This is a genomic window from Halapricum desulfuricans, assembly GCF_017094525.1.
In the GTDB taxonomy this organism is placed as follows: domain Archaea; phylum Halobacteriota; class Halobacteria; order Halobacteriales; family Haloarculaceae; genus Halapricum; species Halapricum desulfuricans.
Window position 1 is genome coordinate 190,197 of record NZ_CP064788.1, and the last position, 15,629, is coordinate 205,825.

Annotated in this window: 10 protein-coding genes, 2 tRNA genes and 2 pseudogenes; 8 read left to right on the forward strand and 6 right to left on the reverse strand. The window is 61.1% G+C overall.

Going from position 1 to position 15,629, the window contains the following annotated elements:
* Window positions 1-14 precede the first annotated feature (14 nt).
* A complete protein-coding gene (locus tag HSR122_RS00960) occupies window positions 15-1,730 on the forward strand; it encodes an SWIM zinc finger family protein (RefSeq protein WP_229110796.1) in 1,716 nt (571 codons plus the stop codon).
* Window positions 1,731-2,212: 482 nt separating this feature from the next.
* Window positions 2,213-2,719 carry an ERCC4 domain-containing protein gene (locus tag HSR122_RS00965; RefSeq protein ID WP_229110797.1) on the forward strand — a complete coding sequence of 169 codons (507 nt, stop codon included), beginning with the start codon at window positions 2,213-2,215 and terminating at the stop codon, window positions 2,717-2,719.
* 7 nt (window positions 2,720-2,726) lie between these two features.
* Here HSR122_RS00965 and HSR122_RS00970 read toward each other — a convergent pair.
* Window positions 2,727-2,966, reverse strand: a pseudogene (locus HSR122_RS00970) (hypothetical protein); the annotation flags it as partial.
* A 454-nt stretch (window positions 2,967-3,420) separates the two neighbouring features.
* Here HSR122_RS00970 and HSR122_RS00975 point away from each other — a divergent pair.
* The 3 genes from HSR122_RS00975 to HSR122_RS00985 all read left to right on the forward strand — a co-directional run bounded on the left by HSR122_RS00975 (window position 3,421) and on the right by HSR122_RS00985 (window position 9,117).
* The gene (locus tag HSR122_RS00975) at window positions 3,421-6,336 is read left to right on the forward strand and encodes a type IV pilin N-terminal domain-containing protein (RefSeq protein ID WP_229110800.1); all 2,916 of its coding nucleotides are present in this window, start codon (window positions 3,421-3,423) and stop codon (window positions 6,334-6,336) included.
* A 793-nt stretch (window positions 6,337-7,129) separates the two neighbouring features.
* Window positions 7,130-8,005 (forward strand): S49 family peptidase, encoded by an 876-nt coding sequence (locus HSR122_RS00980; RefSeq protein WP_229110801.1) that lies wholly within the window; start codon window positions 7,130-7,132, stop codon window positions 8,003-8,005.
* Window positions 8,002-9,117: a hypothetical protein gene (locus HSR122_RS00985; protein ID WP_229110802.1), complete on the forward strand. Its 1,116-nt coding sequence runs from the start codon at window positions 8,002-8,004 to the stop codon at window positions 9,115-9,117. Before HSR122_RS00980 ends, HSR122_RS00985 begins: the two co-directional genes overlap by 4 nt.
* Before the next feature lie 821 nt (window positions 9,118-9,938).
* Here the strand turns inward: HSR122_RS00985 and HSR122_RS00990 are convergent.
* Entirely contained in the window at window positions 9,939-10,304 is a 366-nt protein-coding gene (locus HSR122_RS00990; RefSeq protein WP_229110804.1) for a hypothetical protein, read from the reverse strand.
* Between the two features lie 882 nt (window positions 10,305-11,186).
* Between HSR122_RS00990 and HSR122_RS00995 the strand changes: the two are divergent.
* Window positions 11,187-11,402: pseudogene (locus HSR122_RS00995) on the forward strand (ISH3 family transposase); the annotation flags it as partial.
* Window positions 11,403-11,456: 54 nt separating this feature from the next.
* Here HSR122_RS00995 and HSR122_RS01000 read toward each other — a convergent pair.
* The 4 genes from HSR122_RS01000 to HSR122_RS01015 all read right to left on the reverse strand — a co-directional run bounded on the left by HSR122_RS01000 (window position 11,457) and on the right by HSR122_RS01015 (window position 14,346).
* Window positions 11,457-12,407: a tyrosine-type recombinase/integrase gene (locus tag HSR122_RS01000; protein ID WP_229110806.1), complete on the reverse strand. Its 951-nt coding sequence runs from the start codon at window positions 12,405-12,407 to the stop codon at window positions 11,457-11,459.
* A 198-nt stretch (window positions 12,408-12,605) separates the two neighbouring features.
* Window positions 12,606-12,677: transfer RNA gene (locus HSR122_RS01005), tRNA-Thr, on the reverse strand.
* Window positions 12,678-12,758: 81 nt separating this feature from the next.
* Window positions 12,759-13,421 carry a DUF7114 family protein gene (locus tag HSR122_RS01010; RefSeq protein ID WP_229110807.1) on the reverse strand — a complete coding sequence of 221 codons (663 nt, stop codon included), beginning with the start codon at window positions 13,419-13,421 and terminating at the stop codon, window positions 12,759-12,761.
* Window positions 13,422-13,515: 94 nt separating this feature from the next.
* Window positions 13,516-14,346 carry an NAD+ synthase gene (locus HSR122_RS01015; RefSeq protein WP_229110808.1) on the reverse strand — a complete coding sequence of 277 codons (831 nt, stop codon included), beginning with the start codon at window positions 14,344-14,346 and terminating at the stop codon, window positions 13,516-13,518.
* 188 nt (window positions 14,347-14,534) lie between these two features.
* Between HSR122_RS01015 and HSR122_RS01020 the strand changes: the two genes are divergently transcribed.
* Together HSR122_RS01020 and HSR122_RS01025 are read left to right on the forward strand one after the other, a co-directional pair.
* Window positions 14,535-14,605 (forward strand) — tRNA-Gly (locus tag HSR122_RS01020).
* 234 nt (window positions 14,606-14,839) lie between these two features.
* Window positions 14,840-15,595, forward strand: a complete 756-nt coding sequence (locus tag HSR122_RS01025; protein WP_229110809.1) for a ribonuclease H-like domain-containing protein — start codon at window positions 14,840-14,842, stop codon at window positions 15,593-15,595.
* The last annotated feature ends 34 nt before the right edge of the window (window positions 15,596-15,629 follow it).

The window sequence follows — 15,629 nt, forward strand, 5'->3', positions numbered from 1 at the left end:
GGCATACACACAGCATGGACTACCCGGCCCGCGAGGAAATTCGGTCTCTCTGTACCGAACAGTCGTTCGAACGCGGTGTCAACTATTACCACCAGGATCGGGTGCAGGAACTGGAGGTTGACGGTGACGAGATCAGAGCTACTGTTCGCGGTTCCAGCTACTACGACGTCGCTATCGATATCGTGGACGATACCATCCGTACCCACTGTAGTTGCCCATACGACTACGCAGGTGACTGCAAACACATCGTCGCGGTCCTGCTCGCTGTCGATGATCGAGACACCGAGACGATGAGTGACACTGATCCCGAACGAGATGAAACGGTCGACATCGAATCGTTGGTCGAGCAGACAAATGCGGAGGACCTCCGAACGTTTCTGCTGGACATCGTTGCAGAGGATCAGGATATCCGTGACCGGTTCGTCGCGTTCGTCGGCGAGGACACGGGCAAGACGGTGTACGACTACAAGCAGGAGATCGATCGACTGTTCGATGACGCTGTCAGTCGCCGAGGGATGGTCGAACACGACACGCACATCGACTTCTCGCAGTACACCGACCTCGCGGAGACACATCGAGAACGGGGCCACGTCGAGACGGCGACGGATATCTATCGAGCGGTTTCCGAGGCGATACGCGAGAATCTGGACCAGGTCGACGACAGCAGCGGGCACTACGGCCGCGAGCTGGAACGCGCTATCGAGGCATATGCAGAGACGGTCGCAGAACAAGAGTTCGACCACGAGCGAAAGCAGTCGTACATCCAGTATCTCTGTGCGGAGTTCGTCAGGGCAGACCACGGCTTCGCCAGCGACTACTACGACGACGCACTCCGAATGCTCTGCACGGAGGACGCGGACCTCGCATACTGGCTGGAGCAACTTGACGCCCACGTGTCCGGTGTCACGCCCGATGCAGTGCTCTCGGGAGAGTTGGCCTCGAAAGCGGACGACCGACGAGATGTAACTGCGGACAGCGTCGATACATCCGACGGATCAGCGAGCGACGACGATTCCACAGACCACCCCGAGCGGACGGACGACGTTCTCTACGCATCCGATTTCACCGATGGTCCGCTCAGCACCGACGATTTCACCAGTGGAGCGCTTGACGTCGAACACTTGGCCGTTGAGACACTGCAATTCGAGTACTTCGTCGGTGACGCGTTCGAGGAGTTACGCGTCGATGAACCGACGACCGTCGAGAAACACACCGCTAGCGTCGAACCGACCGAATCAGGAACGACCGACACGGAGATATCGTCGTCACTCCAGAAGCGACGGATATTCTCGACCTACGTTTACATCCTCGAGGAACTCGGCGACGAAGACGCCCTTTCGCAACTCTACGAGGAAATCTACCTCGAGAGCAAGCGCTTCTGCGAAGAGTATGCCCGACGGCTGATCGACGAGGGCAACGAAAGCCGGGCAATCGAAGTGATCGAAGACGGGATCCATACCTTCCGGTCACCCTGTACCCTTCGCTGGCTTGCCGCCGACCTCTACGAAGACCGGGATATGGACGAGTACCGTGACCCGGTCGCAACCACGGCGCCGGTCGAGTACTTCGAACTCTACCGGGAACTGCTCGTCCCGTTTGCCGCTGACGACACCGGCCGACGACACTACCGAGAGATCGCCGACCACGTGAAGTACCCCGCGCACGGTGGCGCGAGGCTTCGCCGTTTGGCCTCTCCCAACAGGGAGCGTAACGGCGGCAGGCGAATTTAATTCCCTCCGCACTTCCCAGATGGGTCGTGTGGGAGCAGTAACACCCGAACACACCGCGAATCCCACCGCAACAGGGGTCGCCTGTTGCCGCCGTGGGTGGTGTGTCCGTGGAGGTCGGCGGCTTCACCACTGCCCGACACACTTGAAGCCCGGCGCAACCTTGCGGTGTTTTGCGAGGCGGATACCGTGGCTCCCGTACTGTAAATATGGTTCGACAGCAACTTGAAGATATGGATTGTGCAGCGGAGCGTACGCGCTTCACCCCCGCCCACGGTGGGGCGGGGAACTCGCGCTGCTTTCCGTTTAGAAGAGATGCAGGGGTTGGTCCCCGAAGCGCGGTTCGAAGAGTTCGTCGATTTCCTGAAAGACACACACTCTAACCGGCCGGCGTTCCTGGACGAACTGGAGAAGGCCGGATTCTGATTCCCGCTATCCTCTCTTGCTGCGAGGGTTTATCTCCGATACCGGCCCCAGACGCGATCATGGACGAGATACGACACGCGAACTCGCTCCCCACGACGATACTACGAGACACCCGCGAACAGCGGCCCTGGACGTTCGACGGGTGTGCAGTCGAGACGCGTGACGTAACACTCTCGACCGGGGACTACACCGTCCCGACTGCCTGTACGCACGATCCCGAATCGGACACCTATCACCCACGGTTCGCGGTCGAACGCAAGTCTGGCCACGACTTTCTCACCGCACTCACGTGGGAGCGAGACCGATTCAGTGACGAGTTACGGCGGGCCGCCGAGTGGCCACACCCTCTCGCGGTCGTCGTAGAGACATCCTGGGAAACTCTCCTCCGGAACCGGGGGTGTATGGCGTGGCGGGACATCCACCCGAACCAGGTCGTCGGGACGCTCTCGGCGTGGACACGTCACTACAACGTCGCGTTCCGTTTCGCCGAGTCCCGTAGACGAGCCGAGTTGTGTGCGTTTCTCCTGCTGGTCCGTCACAGTCTCCGACGACGTGAGCAAATCTGACGCGAACTCACTCCGTCCAGAAAGCTCGCTGTCGAGCTTCGACCTCGCCGAGAACCATCGACAGCACGTCGCGCCACTCCGCCGGATGTGAGATGTCGTCGCCGGGTGTCGGCGCGTCCGGACCGGGGTGAACGTGGTCACGTGTGTTGTGATCCGAGGGATACCGATCCCATCGGCGGTCGAACTCGCTATCCCGGTGCTCTTCGTGGTAGTGCAACGAGAAGTCCCCGTTCTCGAACCACACGATCAAGCGCACGCTCGGGATTCGTTGTGCGAGCGCGCTTGCGCAACTCATCGGAGGGAAACGCTCTTTGAATTCACTCAACAACTACTGATACTGCCGGCTGTAACAAACTGAAGGAATTCGCCACCCCGGGGTGGCGAATATCTTTACGAACTTACAGCCGGCAGTATGAATCCGGTTGTGAGTAAGTCACATTTCCCACCGGGTTCCTCAGACTGGTAGCATCAGCGATATATGATCACCGAGCGGCGGTGACCTGAATCGCTAAACTAGAACGGATGGCGTTCGTACAGATATCTGGCACAACGGCGTGCCAGATCATTTCGAAATGGTATAGCCACCGGCATGACCCGTACCCAGCACAACGATGGCATAACGGGGGTGGCCGACATGTGGTGACTACAACGGTGATTTGGGTTATCGGTTCTTTTTATGCGTAGCGTCGAAATCCTCGTGTATGGTACGACCCTCCCGCCGGGGCTTCCTTGAAGGAAGCGCCCTGACACTTGCAGCGCTGACTGGAGTTTTTAACCCTGCAACCAACGTACACGCTTCCAGCCGATCGGCTGAGACGCTGGCCGACCTCGACATTTCGGCACCGTTCGCCGACGCATTTCTCCCAGTTCCAGCAGAGGACGCGCTATCGACAACGTATGCAACGCTCATCGCAGAGCGCGTTGACGCTGACACGGCAGAGGAGCTGAGCTACCGTGCTCGCTCCACGACCGAGCAGCTCGACATCGATGTCGACGAACTGTCTGCGACAGTTGCGGTCATGCCGGCCGATCGTGGGATCCGACTGGTGACGGCCGCTGGCGGCTTCGACCGGCTCGATCACGGCGAGACGCTCGCGGTCGGTGAGAGGAACGGGACTACCGGCGGCGAGTCGAACGACGGCCCCTCCACGGAAGCCGAGACGACGGACGAACTCCCTGCCGGCTGGCGGCTCACCGACGACGGTGAGATTGCACTCGTCACCGGGGACGGCGTGGCGGCCGCTGCGATCGGCAGTACATCTTCGTCGAGTCCTCGCGGTCGTTCGACCCCGTCGGGAGACGACGTGAGCGACCAGCGGATCGAAACCGTCCGCGAAGCCGGCCGTGCGGCCGCAGGCGAGGCTGACCGGTTTGCTGCATCGCCGCTGGGCGCGGCCGCTCTCTCTCGGCTTGGGGGATTCGAAACAGTGCTTTTGATTCCGGACGCCGATAGTGGTCCGTTTCTGTCCAGGGTTCCCGACAACGTGGACGCATTCGCCGTCGGCTTCGAGACCAATCCCGAGGACCTCAGAGACATAGAAGGAACGGTAGAGAACGCATACGTGATCCGTGCGGTTGATGGTGCTGACGGGCTCGACGACGAGACCGTCGAGCGACTCGTGCGTACCGTCGATCCCGCCGTTCCGGTCGAAACTGATATCACACGAACTGACGGACTCGTACTCGTCGATGCCGTCGTTGAGGCACCGCCTGAGTTCGACCGCGAGGCATCACCGGACGCCCGAGTACAGTCACGGTTCAACCGTGCAGCCGGAACGGTGACGTTTGAGCACGTCGAAGGCGAAGCGGTGCCGGCCGACGAGCTGGAGGTATGGCACAGCGGCGAGGAGGTGAGCGATACAGTCCTCAACGGGGAGGAATTCACGGCAGGCGACGAAATCACTGTCGAGACCGGGCTGATCGCGACCGTCACGCTACGGTGGTTCGACCCCGATGCGAACGTTTACGACACGTACGCCAGCGAACGGGTCGACCGCGAGGCGTTCGCCTTCAACTACGACATGACAGCCGAGACACTGGAGCTCACCTACGAGGCCGAGCGCTCCGCCGACGCGAGCAACCTTCGGCTGGTCCACCGCGGTGAGAGCGGCGTCCGAACAGTTGGAGACGAATTCGTCGACGGAACGCTCGAACCCGGCGATTCTGTCACCGTCAGGGACGTGTCTGTTGGCGACAGTGTTCGACTGGAGTTCGACGTCGAGCAACCGCCGGACGGCGGTTCGCTCGTCCATTACCGTGCCCGCCCCCCGAGCGTTTGGATCAGCTCGCGCGCCGAGGAAGGGACTACAGTGAGATACGACGGAGAAGAGTCTCGCCCTGCTGACGCGTTCGTGACGCTGGTCAACGGAGAACCAACCGACCTGCAGTTCGCCGACGAGTACGACACTCTCTCGGGCGACGAGGAATTGGTACTCGGCGAACTCCCACTGGGGAGTACGGTCGCAGTCGAGTGGCACGAGCCGAACGAACCGGTCGTTATCTCCGAAGAAGAAGTCGTGCCAAACACTCACGCATCAATAGAGTACGACCCAGACGCCGGCGAGATTACCGTCCAGCATCGAGGCGGTCGGACGCTTCCCGCTTCGGAGCTGGAGCTACAGGCCGGTCGGGCGCCAACCGATGTCCAGCCCGCGGACAAACTCGACGAGTTCGGCCCCGATGACTCGTTTACCGCTCCGGTTCCGCCACTCTCGCGGGTACGACTTGTGTGGACCGGTGGCGAGGACGAGCATTACCTCGGCGGAACGACCACGGCACGCGACGCAGTCGCAGCCACTTACGATGTCGACACCGAGGCCATGACGATCGAGTACGTCGGCGAGCAGCCCGCCGACCCCGAGCGGCTGCGCGTATCGGTGACCGGTACTGGTAAATCCCGAGGGCGAGAACTAGATCGGGAGTCAGCGTTTGCGGCCGAATACGACGAATTAACGGCAGGGGACGCGATCACGGTCGACGACGTCGGGCTCGACAACACCGTGGTCGTCAGTGTCCACACCGAGTTCGAGAACGGTGCGGCGACCAGCTCCGTCGCTCACTTCTCGGCGACACCCCGTCGCGGATTCGTCGTCGACGATGGGGGCGACAACGAGGCGTCTGGGACGACCCTCCGCTACGTCGGCGAGGTTCGCCGTGACGCCGACGCGTTCCGGGTCCTGATCGACGGCGAGCCCGCGACAAACCAGCCCACTGACGAGACGGATCGACTAACTGGCGGGGAGACACTGTCGCTCGGCGACCTGTCCGCCGGCACGTCAGTCGCTGTCGAGTGGGCTGCCGGCGACGAGACCCGAACCGTGATGGAGCACGTGATCCCACCGCAGGCGACGTTCGAGGTCACATATGAATCGGCCGACGACGGCAAGGGCGGCGTCGTAACGTTCACCCACGCCGGTGGCGACACACTTGACGCCGACCGCGTTGACGTGGTCGTCGAACCGGCGACCGATGGATTGCGTCCCTGGGATTCCGACACCGACGAGGTGACCGCCGGCGATGAGACGAGCGTCACGGCCGACACGGAACCGAAGCTGGCTGTCGTCGTCTTCAACGAGCACGAAACACTTCACCACGAACCGCTCAACCGAGACACGTGAGCGATAGGGATACGAGCGCATATCCCCGCCTTCCCGTGTGTGAGCGTTCCGACACCCTGTCGGTGTAGTCCCGTGCAAAACAATGTGGGTAGTATCGCTTGTACCGGCACTTGTTTCACAGCCAGCAACTGTCCACAAAAGCACCAAGACCTGTGGCGTAGGTTTTCGCGTGACGGCGTTGTGCCGGTGACAACGAGTCGAACTCGTCGAACACGTGCGTACACGACAGGAAGTCCGTAATCAGCATCATCTGTCTTTGCCACTGCCTACGTCACGCTACCACTTCAACGTGCAAAGCTGAGTTACTTTCTGTTTGCTGTGGCGCTATATAATCTGTGGGTGTTGACGAATCTGCTCCTCACGCCAGATCGGGCGGTCGGGGGAATACCAGTCCTCCCGACCGCCCTGTTCCGGCACTTTCTGGGTCCTATCCCGGGCGGGTAGGGTTGCTCTCGGCGGTTGATTCGGGCCGGTCCATGAGTGGGGACACAGGTAAAACGCAGTTCAGTGTTTCAGCGTCGGCAATTCGGCTCCGTAGGCTGCATATTTTCGCGGTACTGTCCCGGGCTATCCGTTTCGGCAAGTCTCCGGTTCCGCCTCACTGGTGATCGGCATTGTCCCCGGCAAAGTGATTCCGAGCCAGAAACAGTGCGGCACCTGTCTTGTGTGCAACGGAAGAACACGCAGGTGCATGCCCATTGGTCCACTCAGATCGAGACGGGGGCAATTGGCCCTCGTCGTGATCCTTGCGGTCGGTACGGGTGCCGTACTCGCACCACAGGTGTACAGTTCGGTGACCGGGCCAGAGGGAACCGTCGCCGTGGTCGAACTCTCCGGGACGATCGATGAGCCGACCGCCCAGTTCGTCGAGCGGCAACTCCGGGACGCGCGGCACAACAACTCGATCAAGGGTGTGGTCCTCGACGTTGAGAGTGGGGGCGGCCTTCCTGCTCAAAGCGAACGGATCTACGCCGCGGTCGAGCGGACGAGCGAGGAGATGCCGGTGATCGCCACCGTCGATACGCTTGGTGCCTCGGGCGCGTATCTCTCGATGGTCCCGGCCGACGAGATCTACGTCGCCCCCTCGGCACAGGCGATCGGCAGCGTCGGCGTGACCGGAGCCGCACCACAGTCGCTACAGCCCTCGGCCGGCGACACCGGGCCGAACAAAGGCGGGTTCCACCCTGACGAAGCCAGGGAGAACCGGGAGATCCTCGCGGAATTGTTCATCGAGAGTGTGATGACACAGCGTGGCGACGAGATCGAGTTGAGTCGCACGGAGGTCTCCAGAGCGAAGGTCTACCTGGGCACGGAAGCCGTCGAGAACGGCTTCGCCGACGAACTCGGCTTCGTCGATGACGCGATCGCCGACGTCGCCGACCAGGCCGGTCTCGACTCATACACGGTCGAGACCCGGGATATGGAACAGCAGGGGAACCTTCTGGGTAGTCTGCCGATCGGCGATGCTGAAAGCGACGCTGTCGTAACCGTCCGGACGGATGACGGCCTGAGCCGACAACTGGTCCTGGCTGTTGCCCCCCAGTTCGTCGATCGCGCCGTCGGCGACGACATCGAGGTCGTCTATCACTCGGGCGAATATCTATCGAGCGATAGGACCGGTCAGCCGGTCCGTGATCGCGCTCCCGAGACCGGAGGTGACGGAGAATGAACCGCTATATGACCGCTGTCGGTGTTTTCGTCTCTGTACTGCTGCTGACGGTCGGTGCCGTCACAGTTGCCGGATACGTTCTCGCCGAGGAGACGCCCGAACAGCCCGACATCGAGACAGATCAGTGGCAACTCGACAACGTCCAGCCTGACGGAGCGACCGAAGGCGGAGCGATCGAAATGGCGAGCACCGGAGCATCGAAGACAGTTGTCGTCCACCTCGGAACTCCGTCGAGTAGTAGCAGTTCGGTACTGGATGGAATCCCACTCCAGGGCGTCGATAGAGCGATCACGACCGGTTCGGCCGCAGGCCGTGAACGAGCAGTTACAACGCTGCTCTCGACGCTCGTGTCCAACGGACACGAGGTGGAATTCTACACCGGTTCCGCGGGAAGCGGCTCGTTCGGTGACACCCCAACGCTCGCGGACGATCTGACGGATGCCGACGCGTTCCTCACGACTGCTCCGACCGCCCTCTCGACGACTGAGCGGGAGACGGTGACCGCCTTCGCTGACGCGGGTGGCCGGGTCTTCGTCGGTGCCGATCCCGGCGAGGCACGCGGCGTCGCGGACCTCGGCTCGGCCGTCGGGATCTATCAGGAGACCGGCTACCTGTATAACGTCGTCAGGAACGATCAGAACTACCTGAGTATCTTCGCCGAACCGGCAGGCTCGTCCTCGCTAACTAAGGGCGTCGAGCGCGCCGTCTTCCGCGGTGCCGCGCCGATCGGCCAGTCCGGAACCGGCCCGGCACTGGTCACCGGAGGGGAGACCGAACTCTCGACGACCCAGCGAGCCGACGCCTACGGGGTCGCCGCCGTCTCCGGGAACATCTCCGTCGTGGGCGACACGAGCTTCCTGCAACCCGAGAACGCGTATCGCGCCGACAACAACGTGTTGATCGGCAACGTCGCGGACTTCCTCGTGACCGGAACCGTGAGCGAAACCGCGGTCGGACGACTGGGCGACGACGGTGGAACCACGTTGCCAGGCAATGGCGGGATGCAACCGCCGGGCGGAAACGTGACCCAGCCTTCGATCGGCGAAAACGGATCTGCAAGTCAGAATGCGTCCACATCTTCCAAAGTCGAGATGATCAGTCGCAACGACTAGCAATTATCCAATCGATTCTGCGTTTCCCGTGTTGCTCAACGCAATTATCATCGGTCTGTGATTGAGACTGTCCTCTTCGCACTCAAGCAACGGTACGGTGACACGTTCCGGGCTTGAACCTGGTTCGGACAGTATCGGGAACGTGTGCTGAAAGCAGCCGTGAGAAATCCAACAAACGTATTTTCTCTAGCCATTCCAGTTTCCACGCCGACCACAGTAACACGATTACTTGACAGATAGACGTACCAATGGACGATAAACGAACCGCCAGATCTGGCGAGACACAGCAGACAAAGTATTTCGGATACACTCAGATCAGGACTGTCGGTGTCTCTTCTTCGATCTCCAATGCCCGCATTTCCAGTACTTCTCCCGGGGCTGAATGAGCAACTGCCACGACATCGGGTACCTCCCGGAACGAGACTGTTGCGTCATATTCGTAATAGCGTGTACACGACTTACAGTCTTCGTCAGTCAACAGCATGACTTCCACGATGTTTCGGTCGGATTCGTGGTTGCGGGCGTACGAAATATCGAGTGGCTCACACGCTGCTGTCTCCGATATTATGGCTTCGAGGTGAAGTTAGTTGACGGATACATCAAACCGGGGCAATATTTTCTTCTGTTTGTCGTCACACCCACGAGCACGGACATCGACGGTTCTATCTGTCACGAATAGTTCATTCCTGTCGCGTCCGAGACACCCGCTTGCGGCGACGAGTCCACCACACGTCCCAGCGAGGAACCTACGACGATTCATCATCGATGATTAGAACGTGACAAGTTGGTTAGCCTGTTCGTGATCAGTCCTGACAGCATCATCAAACGCCGAGCAGGCTCCTATGCACTGTCCACAGCGAGTCCGTCGGTATCGAGACGTGGGCGGTTACGACACTCGAAGAGACGGACTGATCGACGAGCCGTACCCCCTCGTGTGCCCGTAGATCCGCCAGTAGTGTAACGAATGCCTGGCTCGCTGAGGGATTGTCGTCAAGAGAGAACGTGTACCGTAGCTCGGTGATTGCCGCGTTCCCCTGGATCGCGACGCCTGCCTCCTGGATCGAACGGACAAACCGACGGAGTCTCTCGGGGGACGAGGGCAGCACATCGAGGAGTCGCCGGCGCATCGGTTCGTCGAGACTGACGTGTGCAGTCACGACGCTGTCCTGAGCCGACGCGGTGTCCACCTCGCCCCGTGTGGATCCCCCGACCCGGGTCGATCGGCGTCGCCATCTCGCCAGTCGCTCGGCTGCAGCGGTCCGAGTTGCGTCGACAGCCAAGTTGATCCGTGATGGTTCAAGAACGAGGACTGACGCGGGCTCTACCCGGGCCAGGAGCTCGCTCGGGGACTCCCGGGCTTCACGATGACGATCAGCCGATGACGCCGTCACTGTGACACCGAAACCGGAAGCTGTCCCAGTGCTGTTCGATCCCTTGGTCCGATTGATCCGACTGAACGCGGTGTGACGCTGTAGGTCAGTTGCGATCGACCGCACATCGAACGAGCCGATGGCCGTGCCCGAACCGCCGCTGAGTTGGCCGTCCCGTGTCTCGATCTTCCCGGCGATATGATCCACGTCACCTGGGGAGACGATGGCGGCGTATCGACCGATAGTCCCGAAGGACACTCCCGGGACCGCCGGGAGTCCGATCTGGCCAACGATAGCTGGGTCTCCCGAAACAGTAAGTTCCGTAGTGCTCTGACTGGCCGACTGTTGGTCTTCGTCTCCGGATGGTCGTCCCGTCGCGGTCGCTCCTACATTCAAGAGTGAGCCACCGAGCGCGATCGCGGCAACCTGTGAGAGGAACGATCGTCTGGTCTGCATGGGCCAGAATACGTGTCCAACGGCCTTACGAACTGACCTCCGTTTCAGAGACAGAAACGCGGTTAGCACCAAAAGGAACGGAAGTTGACCCATCCGTTCCAGTGTTTCTGACTCATAGGGATCAGCAGAGATACTCATAGATTCTCGGTGAGTTCAGCGAGGGAAGTTTTGGTACTTCCCGACCAGCGTAATTAGCGGAATTGAATCGTCGAGTTAACCAAGAGAAAGTGTCTGGATATGGACGTGTTCAATATCCCCGATCCAGACGAGTACCTTTCGGCGTCGGACGTAAAAGACGTAGCGGAAGAAGTCATCGCTCCACTCCCGTTGCCGGGTGTCGAGGGGAGCCCCCTCGACTCCGGCGACATCTGGCTCGTCGTTATCTTGGCCTGCGTCAACCAGAACTCGATCTGGGATACCTGCAACGATACCAATGGGACTCCGTGTGACGACACCGTTCACAGGGTCCGAGACGGAATTGAAGAGCTATTCGATGCTGTTGACGGCGTCATCCTATATGTCAACTGAACTACGTTCGTACTTCTCGGTAGTGGGTTTGGATTTGTGACGGCACTGTTGGGCGGCCACGGCCAGCCCTTCCTCGTCGGCAATGTAGGTGGCTGTACTGTGACGGATACTGTACGGTGTTAGGTCCCGGTTCTCCAGGTCCAATCCTGCTTCCTCGGCGACGTTGCGGAAGACGGTACGGAACGAATCCTTGTCGTACCGGTTGCTGTATTTGGTCAGCCAGAGGGCGTCACAGTCGTCGTATTTTTCTCGTGTCTCGCGTTCGTCGATCCAGCGCTTGAGGATGGAGACGGTCTCGTTTTTCAGGGCGACGATCCAGTTTTCCCGGTTCCAGTCCTGCTTTGTCACTTCGTCCTTCGGTTTCTGGAGGCGTTGTGCGAGGTAGGTTTTCCACCGGTCGCGTTCCTCAGGTGCGACGGAGTTGTAGTGGGGGACGCTGCCGTATTCCATCGCGGCTTCACGGAGTCGGCGGCGGTCCTGCCGGGTCAGGTAGTCCCGGGGCTGGTAGTTTGTCGACGGGTCGCTGTATTCAATCTCGGGATCCCATTCGGTGTCGCTGCCGCGGGCGTGTCGTTTCCACTTGAACAAGGTGCGGGCGGCTTTCTGGTAGTGGCATTTCGTGGATTCTTTGTAGTCCTGCCGGGCGAGCCACCGCATCCAGGTGTCGGCGTGGTCGGTAGTGAGGTCCTGGATGTAGCGGCCTTTGCGGTCCCAGATGAAGCGATAGAAGATGTCGAGGCGGTTCATCCGGTTCTTGGCAGTGGTGTAGCTGTATACTTCTGCCTTGGACGGATTCTTGCCGAGGGATAGCATCCATTCGGCGAGTTCGCGGCGGTGTTCGCGGTAGGTAATCTCTTGTTTGGGGTTGAGGAATTCTTGTGCGTCCTCGGTGACGAGGACAATCCCGTCGACTTTGTTATCGGCGCTATGCGGCATGTTCTCGATCCCTCCGGCTAGAAGCTAGCGATCTGAACCTGCAAAATTTAAATTCCTTTTCCAATATACCTGACTGTTCCACAGAATCGCGTGACAGCGTCGGGGTAGTCACATTCGAACCACCCTCGCGTCCTTTCACCCTGGTCATTGTTGCAACGACAGATAGTGTGATAACTACCGGATGTAACAGGGAAAGAGAGCCTAGGCCGGGATTTGAACCCGGGCTCTCGTCCTTACCAAGGACGCGCTTTACCGCTAAGCTACCCAGGCGCGCATCTGTTGGTTACCCCGAGTTGTCTTTAGGCGTTTCGATTTGGCGGTGGCAGCTGTCGCGCCTCGAGAAGCGTTCGATCAGTGATCGACGGAGGTCCGGACGCCGTCAGTACCGCTGGAATCGACGTTCACGACGGTGGTGAGTTGGTCGTGAAGCGTCCGGGGCAGTGATCCGTCAGAAGACTCGTCCCCGAGATCCGTTGCGAGCTCGCGAAGCTGGGGCGTCGGGCTGACGCCGGCAGCGGTCGCGCCGGCGACGGCGGCCAGTTCGAAGACGTCACGTTCGAGGTTCGCGTCGAGCGATTCGCCGGTCTCACGGGCGACGGTCTGATCGCGGCCGAAGGCTCTGACGACCGCGACGGCCTCGTCGCTGGCTTCGGTCCGGGCGAGCAAGTAGAAGCCACGGGCGACGAGGATATCCGCGACGAGAATATCGAGGTTGGCCGCATCGCTTTCGCCGGTCGCCCACGGCTGGTCGGCAGCGAGCGTCCGCGTCCGACTGAGACCGACATAGATGAGCTGGACGCCGGCCGCTCGCTTGGCGAGCGCGTCGTCGGCGTCGAGATCGGCGGTTGTTCGACCCGAGCGTTCACGGATCGCGTTCGCACACGCGACGGTGAACACGCCCGGAGCCATCGACTCCTGGTCGAACAGTTCGCCGATCCGCTCGTAGATGGCCTGCGGGTCGACGTCTTCGACGGCGTCGAGCGCGGCCGCCCGGATCGCCCCGGCTTCCTGCATCGAGTGATGCTAGTGGTGGGACAGGCAAAGACCTTTGGAAACGACCACTCGCTGTCGTTCTGGCGATCGAGTGCCCGTCGGTTTCGGAACGCAGCTAGTACGGCGCGTCGGGACCGGGCGGGACCTGACGCTTGTGTGCGCTGTGTTCGTACAGCGCCCGGACGCGCTCGACGACCGCCTCCTCGACGCCGATCCCGCGAGCGGTCGCACCGACGGGCACGCCGCCTTCGACGTGCAAGGCGAGGATCGAATCGAGCGTGTCGTACTCGATCCCGAGTTCCTCTTCGTCGGTCTGACCGACCCACATCCCCGCAGTTGGGGTGCGCGAGGCGACCGATTCGGGGACGCCGACGTGACGGGCGAGCTGGCGCACCTGCTGTTTGTAGAGGTTGGCGATCGGATGGCAGTCGACCGCGCCGTCGCCGTACTTGGTGAAATAGCCGATCAGCGCTTCCGTCCGGTTGCCCGTCCCGATCACCAGCCCGTTCTCGGTGTTGGCCACGAGGTAGTTCAGGACCGCTCGCGTTCGGACCCGGACGTTTCCGGCGGCCATCTGGTGATTGCGTCCTTCGGGGTACGCCTCGAGGAAGGCGTCGACAATCGGGCCGACTTCGATCACGTCGTGCGGGAGTTCGAACGTCTCCGCGACGCGGACGGCGTCACTCATCGTCTCGTCGTCGTTCACCTCGCTGGGCATCACCAGCCCGTGGACCCGGTCGGGACCGAGCGCGTCGGCGGCGAGGCCGGCTACGAGGGCGCTGTCGACCCCGCCGGAGATCGCGACGACGGCCGTCTCTGTCCCCGCCGCGTCCATCTGTTCTCGGATGAACGCGGTGATGTGCTCGTGTCTGTCCCCGAGTTCCGCGTCGGTCAGCGAGAGATCGAGCGGTTCCTCGGCCTGTGCGATCGTTTCCTCGTCGGTCATGTACGGGGGTTTCGGCACGAACGAGTAAATAGGCACCCGTCCGCTCGGCAGAACTGGACGACCGTCGAACGGTTCGAAACGCTATATTGAAGTGCGACGGCCGTTCAGAAACGTAGTGACGAGCGCGCCGGTGGTGAGCAAATCTGTCGGATTTGCGAGTCTCGGTGCGATGTGAACGCAGTGAACGAGCGCCGGTGGTCTAGTGGTAGGACATGAGCTTCCCAAGCTCATAGCCCGGGTTCAATTCCCGGCCGGCGCACTTCTGCGAGGAACGGGCGTGACGAGCGAAGTCGCCAGCGGGAATCGAATCACGCGAGTCCCAGCCCACGACTGATCTCGGCCGCCCCTTCTATAGATTCGACTACATCACTGATAGATTGATTTGATTGATATTTGAACTACGGATGATGGCAGTTAGAGGGGGCACTACCAGCAACGGACTGTCGAACGCGGCAAACGCGAGATTTACAGTGCTCGAAATCTCACGGAGAGTGTGCGCGTCGAGAACAGCTTCATTCCGGTTGAGGGCGTCGGCGAGACGACCGAGCGACGCCTCTGGGAGCAGGGGATCACCCACTGGGAGGAGTTCTACCCGGACGCGGTCGGCGAGACGACCGGCCGACGCATCGAGTCGTTCATCGACCGGGCGAGCGACCGCCTCCGGGCGGGCGACGCAGACTTCTTCGCCCGGGAGTTCCCCAGCGCTGAGCAGTGGCGGCTGTTCGAGACCTTCCGCGAGAACGCGTGTTTCTTCGACATCGAGACGACGGGACTGGACGAACGTCGCAACGAGGTGACGACCGTCAGCGCCCGACTCGGCGACGAGACGACGACGCTCGTGCAGGGCCGCGATCTCCATGACGACGCCCTGCGGGACCTGTTTGCCGACGCCGACCTGCTCGTGACCTTCAACGGCAAGCGCTTCGACGTCCCCTTCCTCGAGGCGAACTTCGACGTCTCGCTGTCGGACACGCCTCACCTCGATCTCATGTATCCCTGTCGTCGCCTGGATCTCACGGGCGGTCTGAAGACCATCGAGGGGGAGATCGGCATCGACCGCGATCGCCCGGACATCAGCGGCCGGGAAGCGGTCCAGCTGTGGCACCAGTACGAGCGCGGCGACGAATCTGCACTGGAAACGCTCATCTCGTACAATCGCGAGGACGTCGAGAACCTCGAACCCCTCACGGAACGAGTCAACGAGCGCCTCGAGCGCTCCGTCCTGCCGGAGACGGCGACGCTGCGGTAGCGAGACGACCCTTCTGTTTCCGGTGGAGATCGGC

Excerpts from the sequence above, each read along its gene's own strand:
- HSR122_RS00985 (WP_229110802.1), top strand. The coding sequence starts at position 8,002 with ATGAACCGCTATATGACCGCTGTCGGTGTTTTCGTCTCTGTACTGCTG.
- HSR122_RS01015 (WP_229110808.1), bottom strand. The coding sequence starts at position 14,346 with ATGACCGACGAGGAAACGATCGCACAGGCCGAGGAACCGCTCGATCTC.
- HSR122_RS00960 (WP_229110796.1), top strand. The coding sequence starts at position 15 with ATGGACTACCCGGCCCGCGAGGAAATTCGGTCTCTCTGTACCGAACAG.
- HSR122_RS00975 (WP_229110800.1), top strand. The coding sequence starts at position 3,421 with ATGGTACGACCCTCCCGCCGGGGCTTCCTTGAAGGAAGCGCCCTGACA.
- HSR122_RS01000 (WP_229110806.1), bottom strand. The coding sequence starts at position 12,407 with ATGCCGCATAGCGCCGATAACAAAGTCGACGGGATTGTCCTCGTCACC.
- HSR122_RS01010 (WP_229110807.1), bottom strand. The coding sequence starts at position 13,421 with ATGCAGGAAGCCGGGGCGATCCGGGCGGCCGCGCTCGACGCCGTCGAA.
- HSR122_RS00965 (WP_229110797.1), top strand. The coding sequence starts at position 2,213 with ATGGACGAGATACGACACGCGAACTCGCTCCCCACGACGATACTACGA.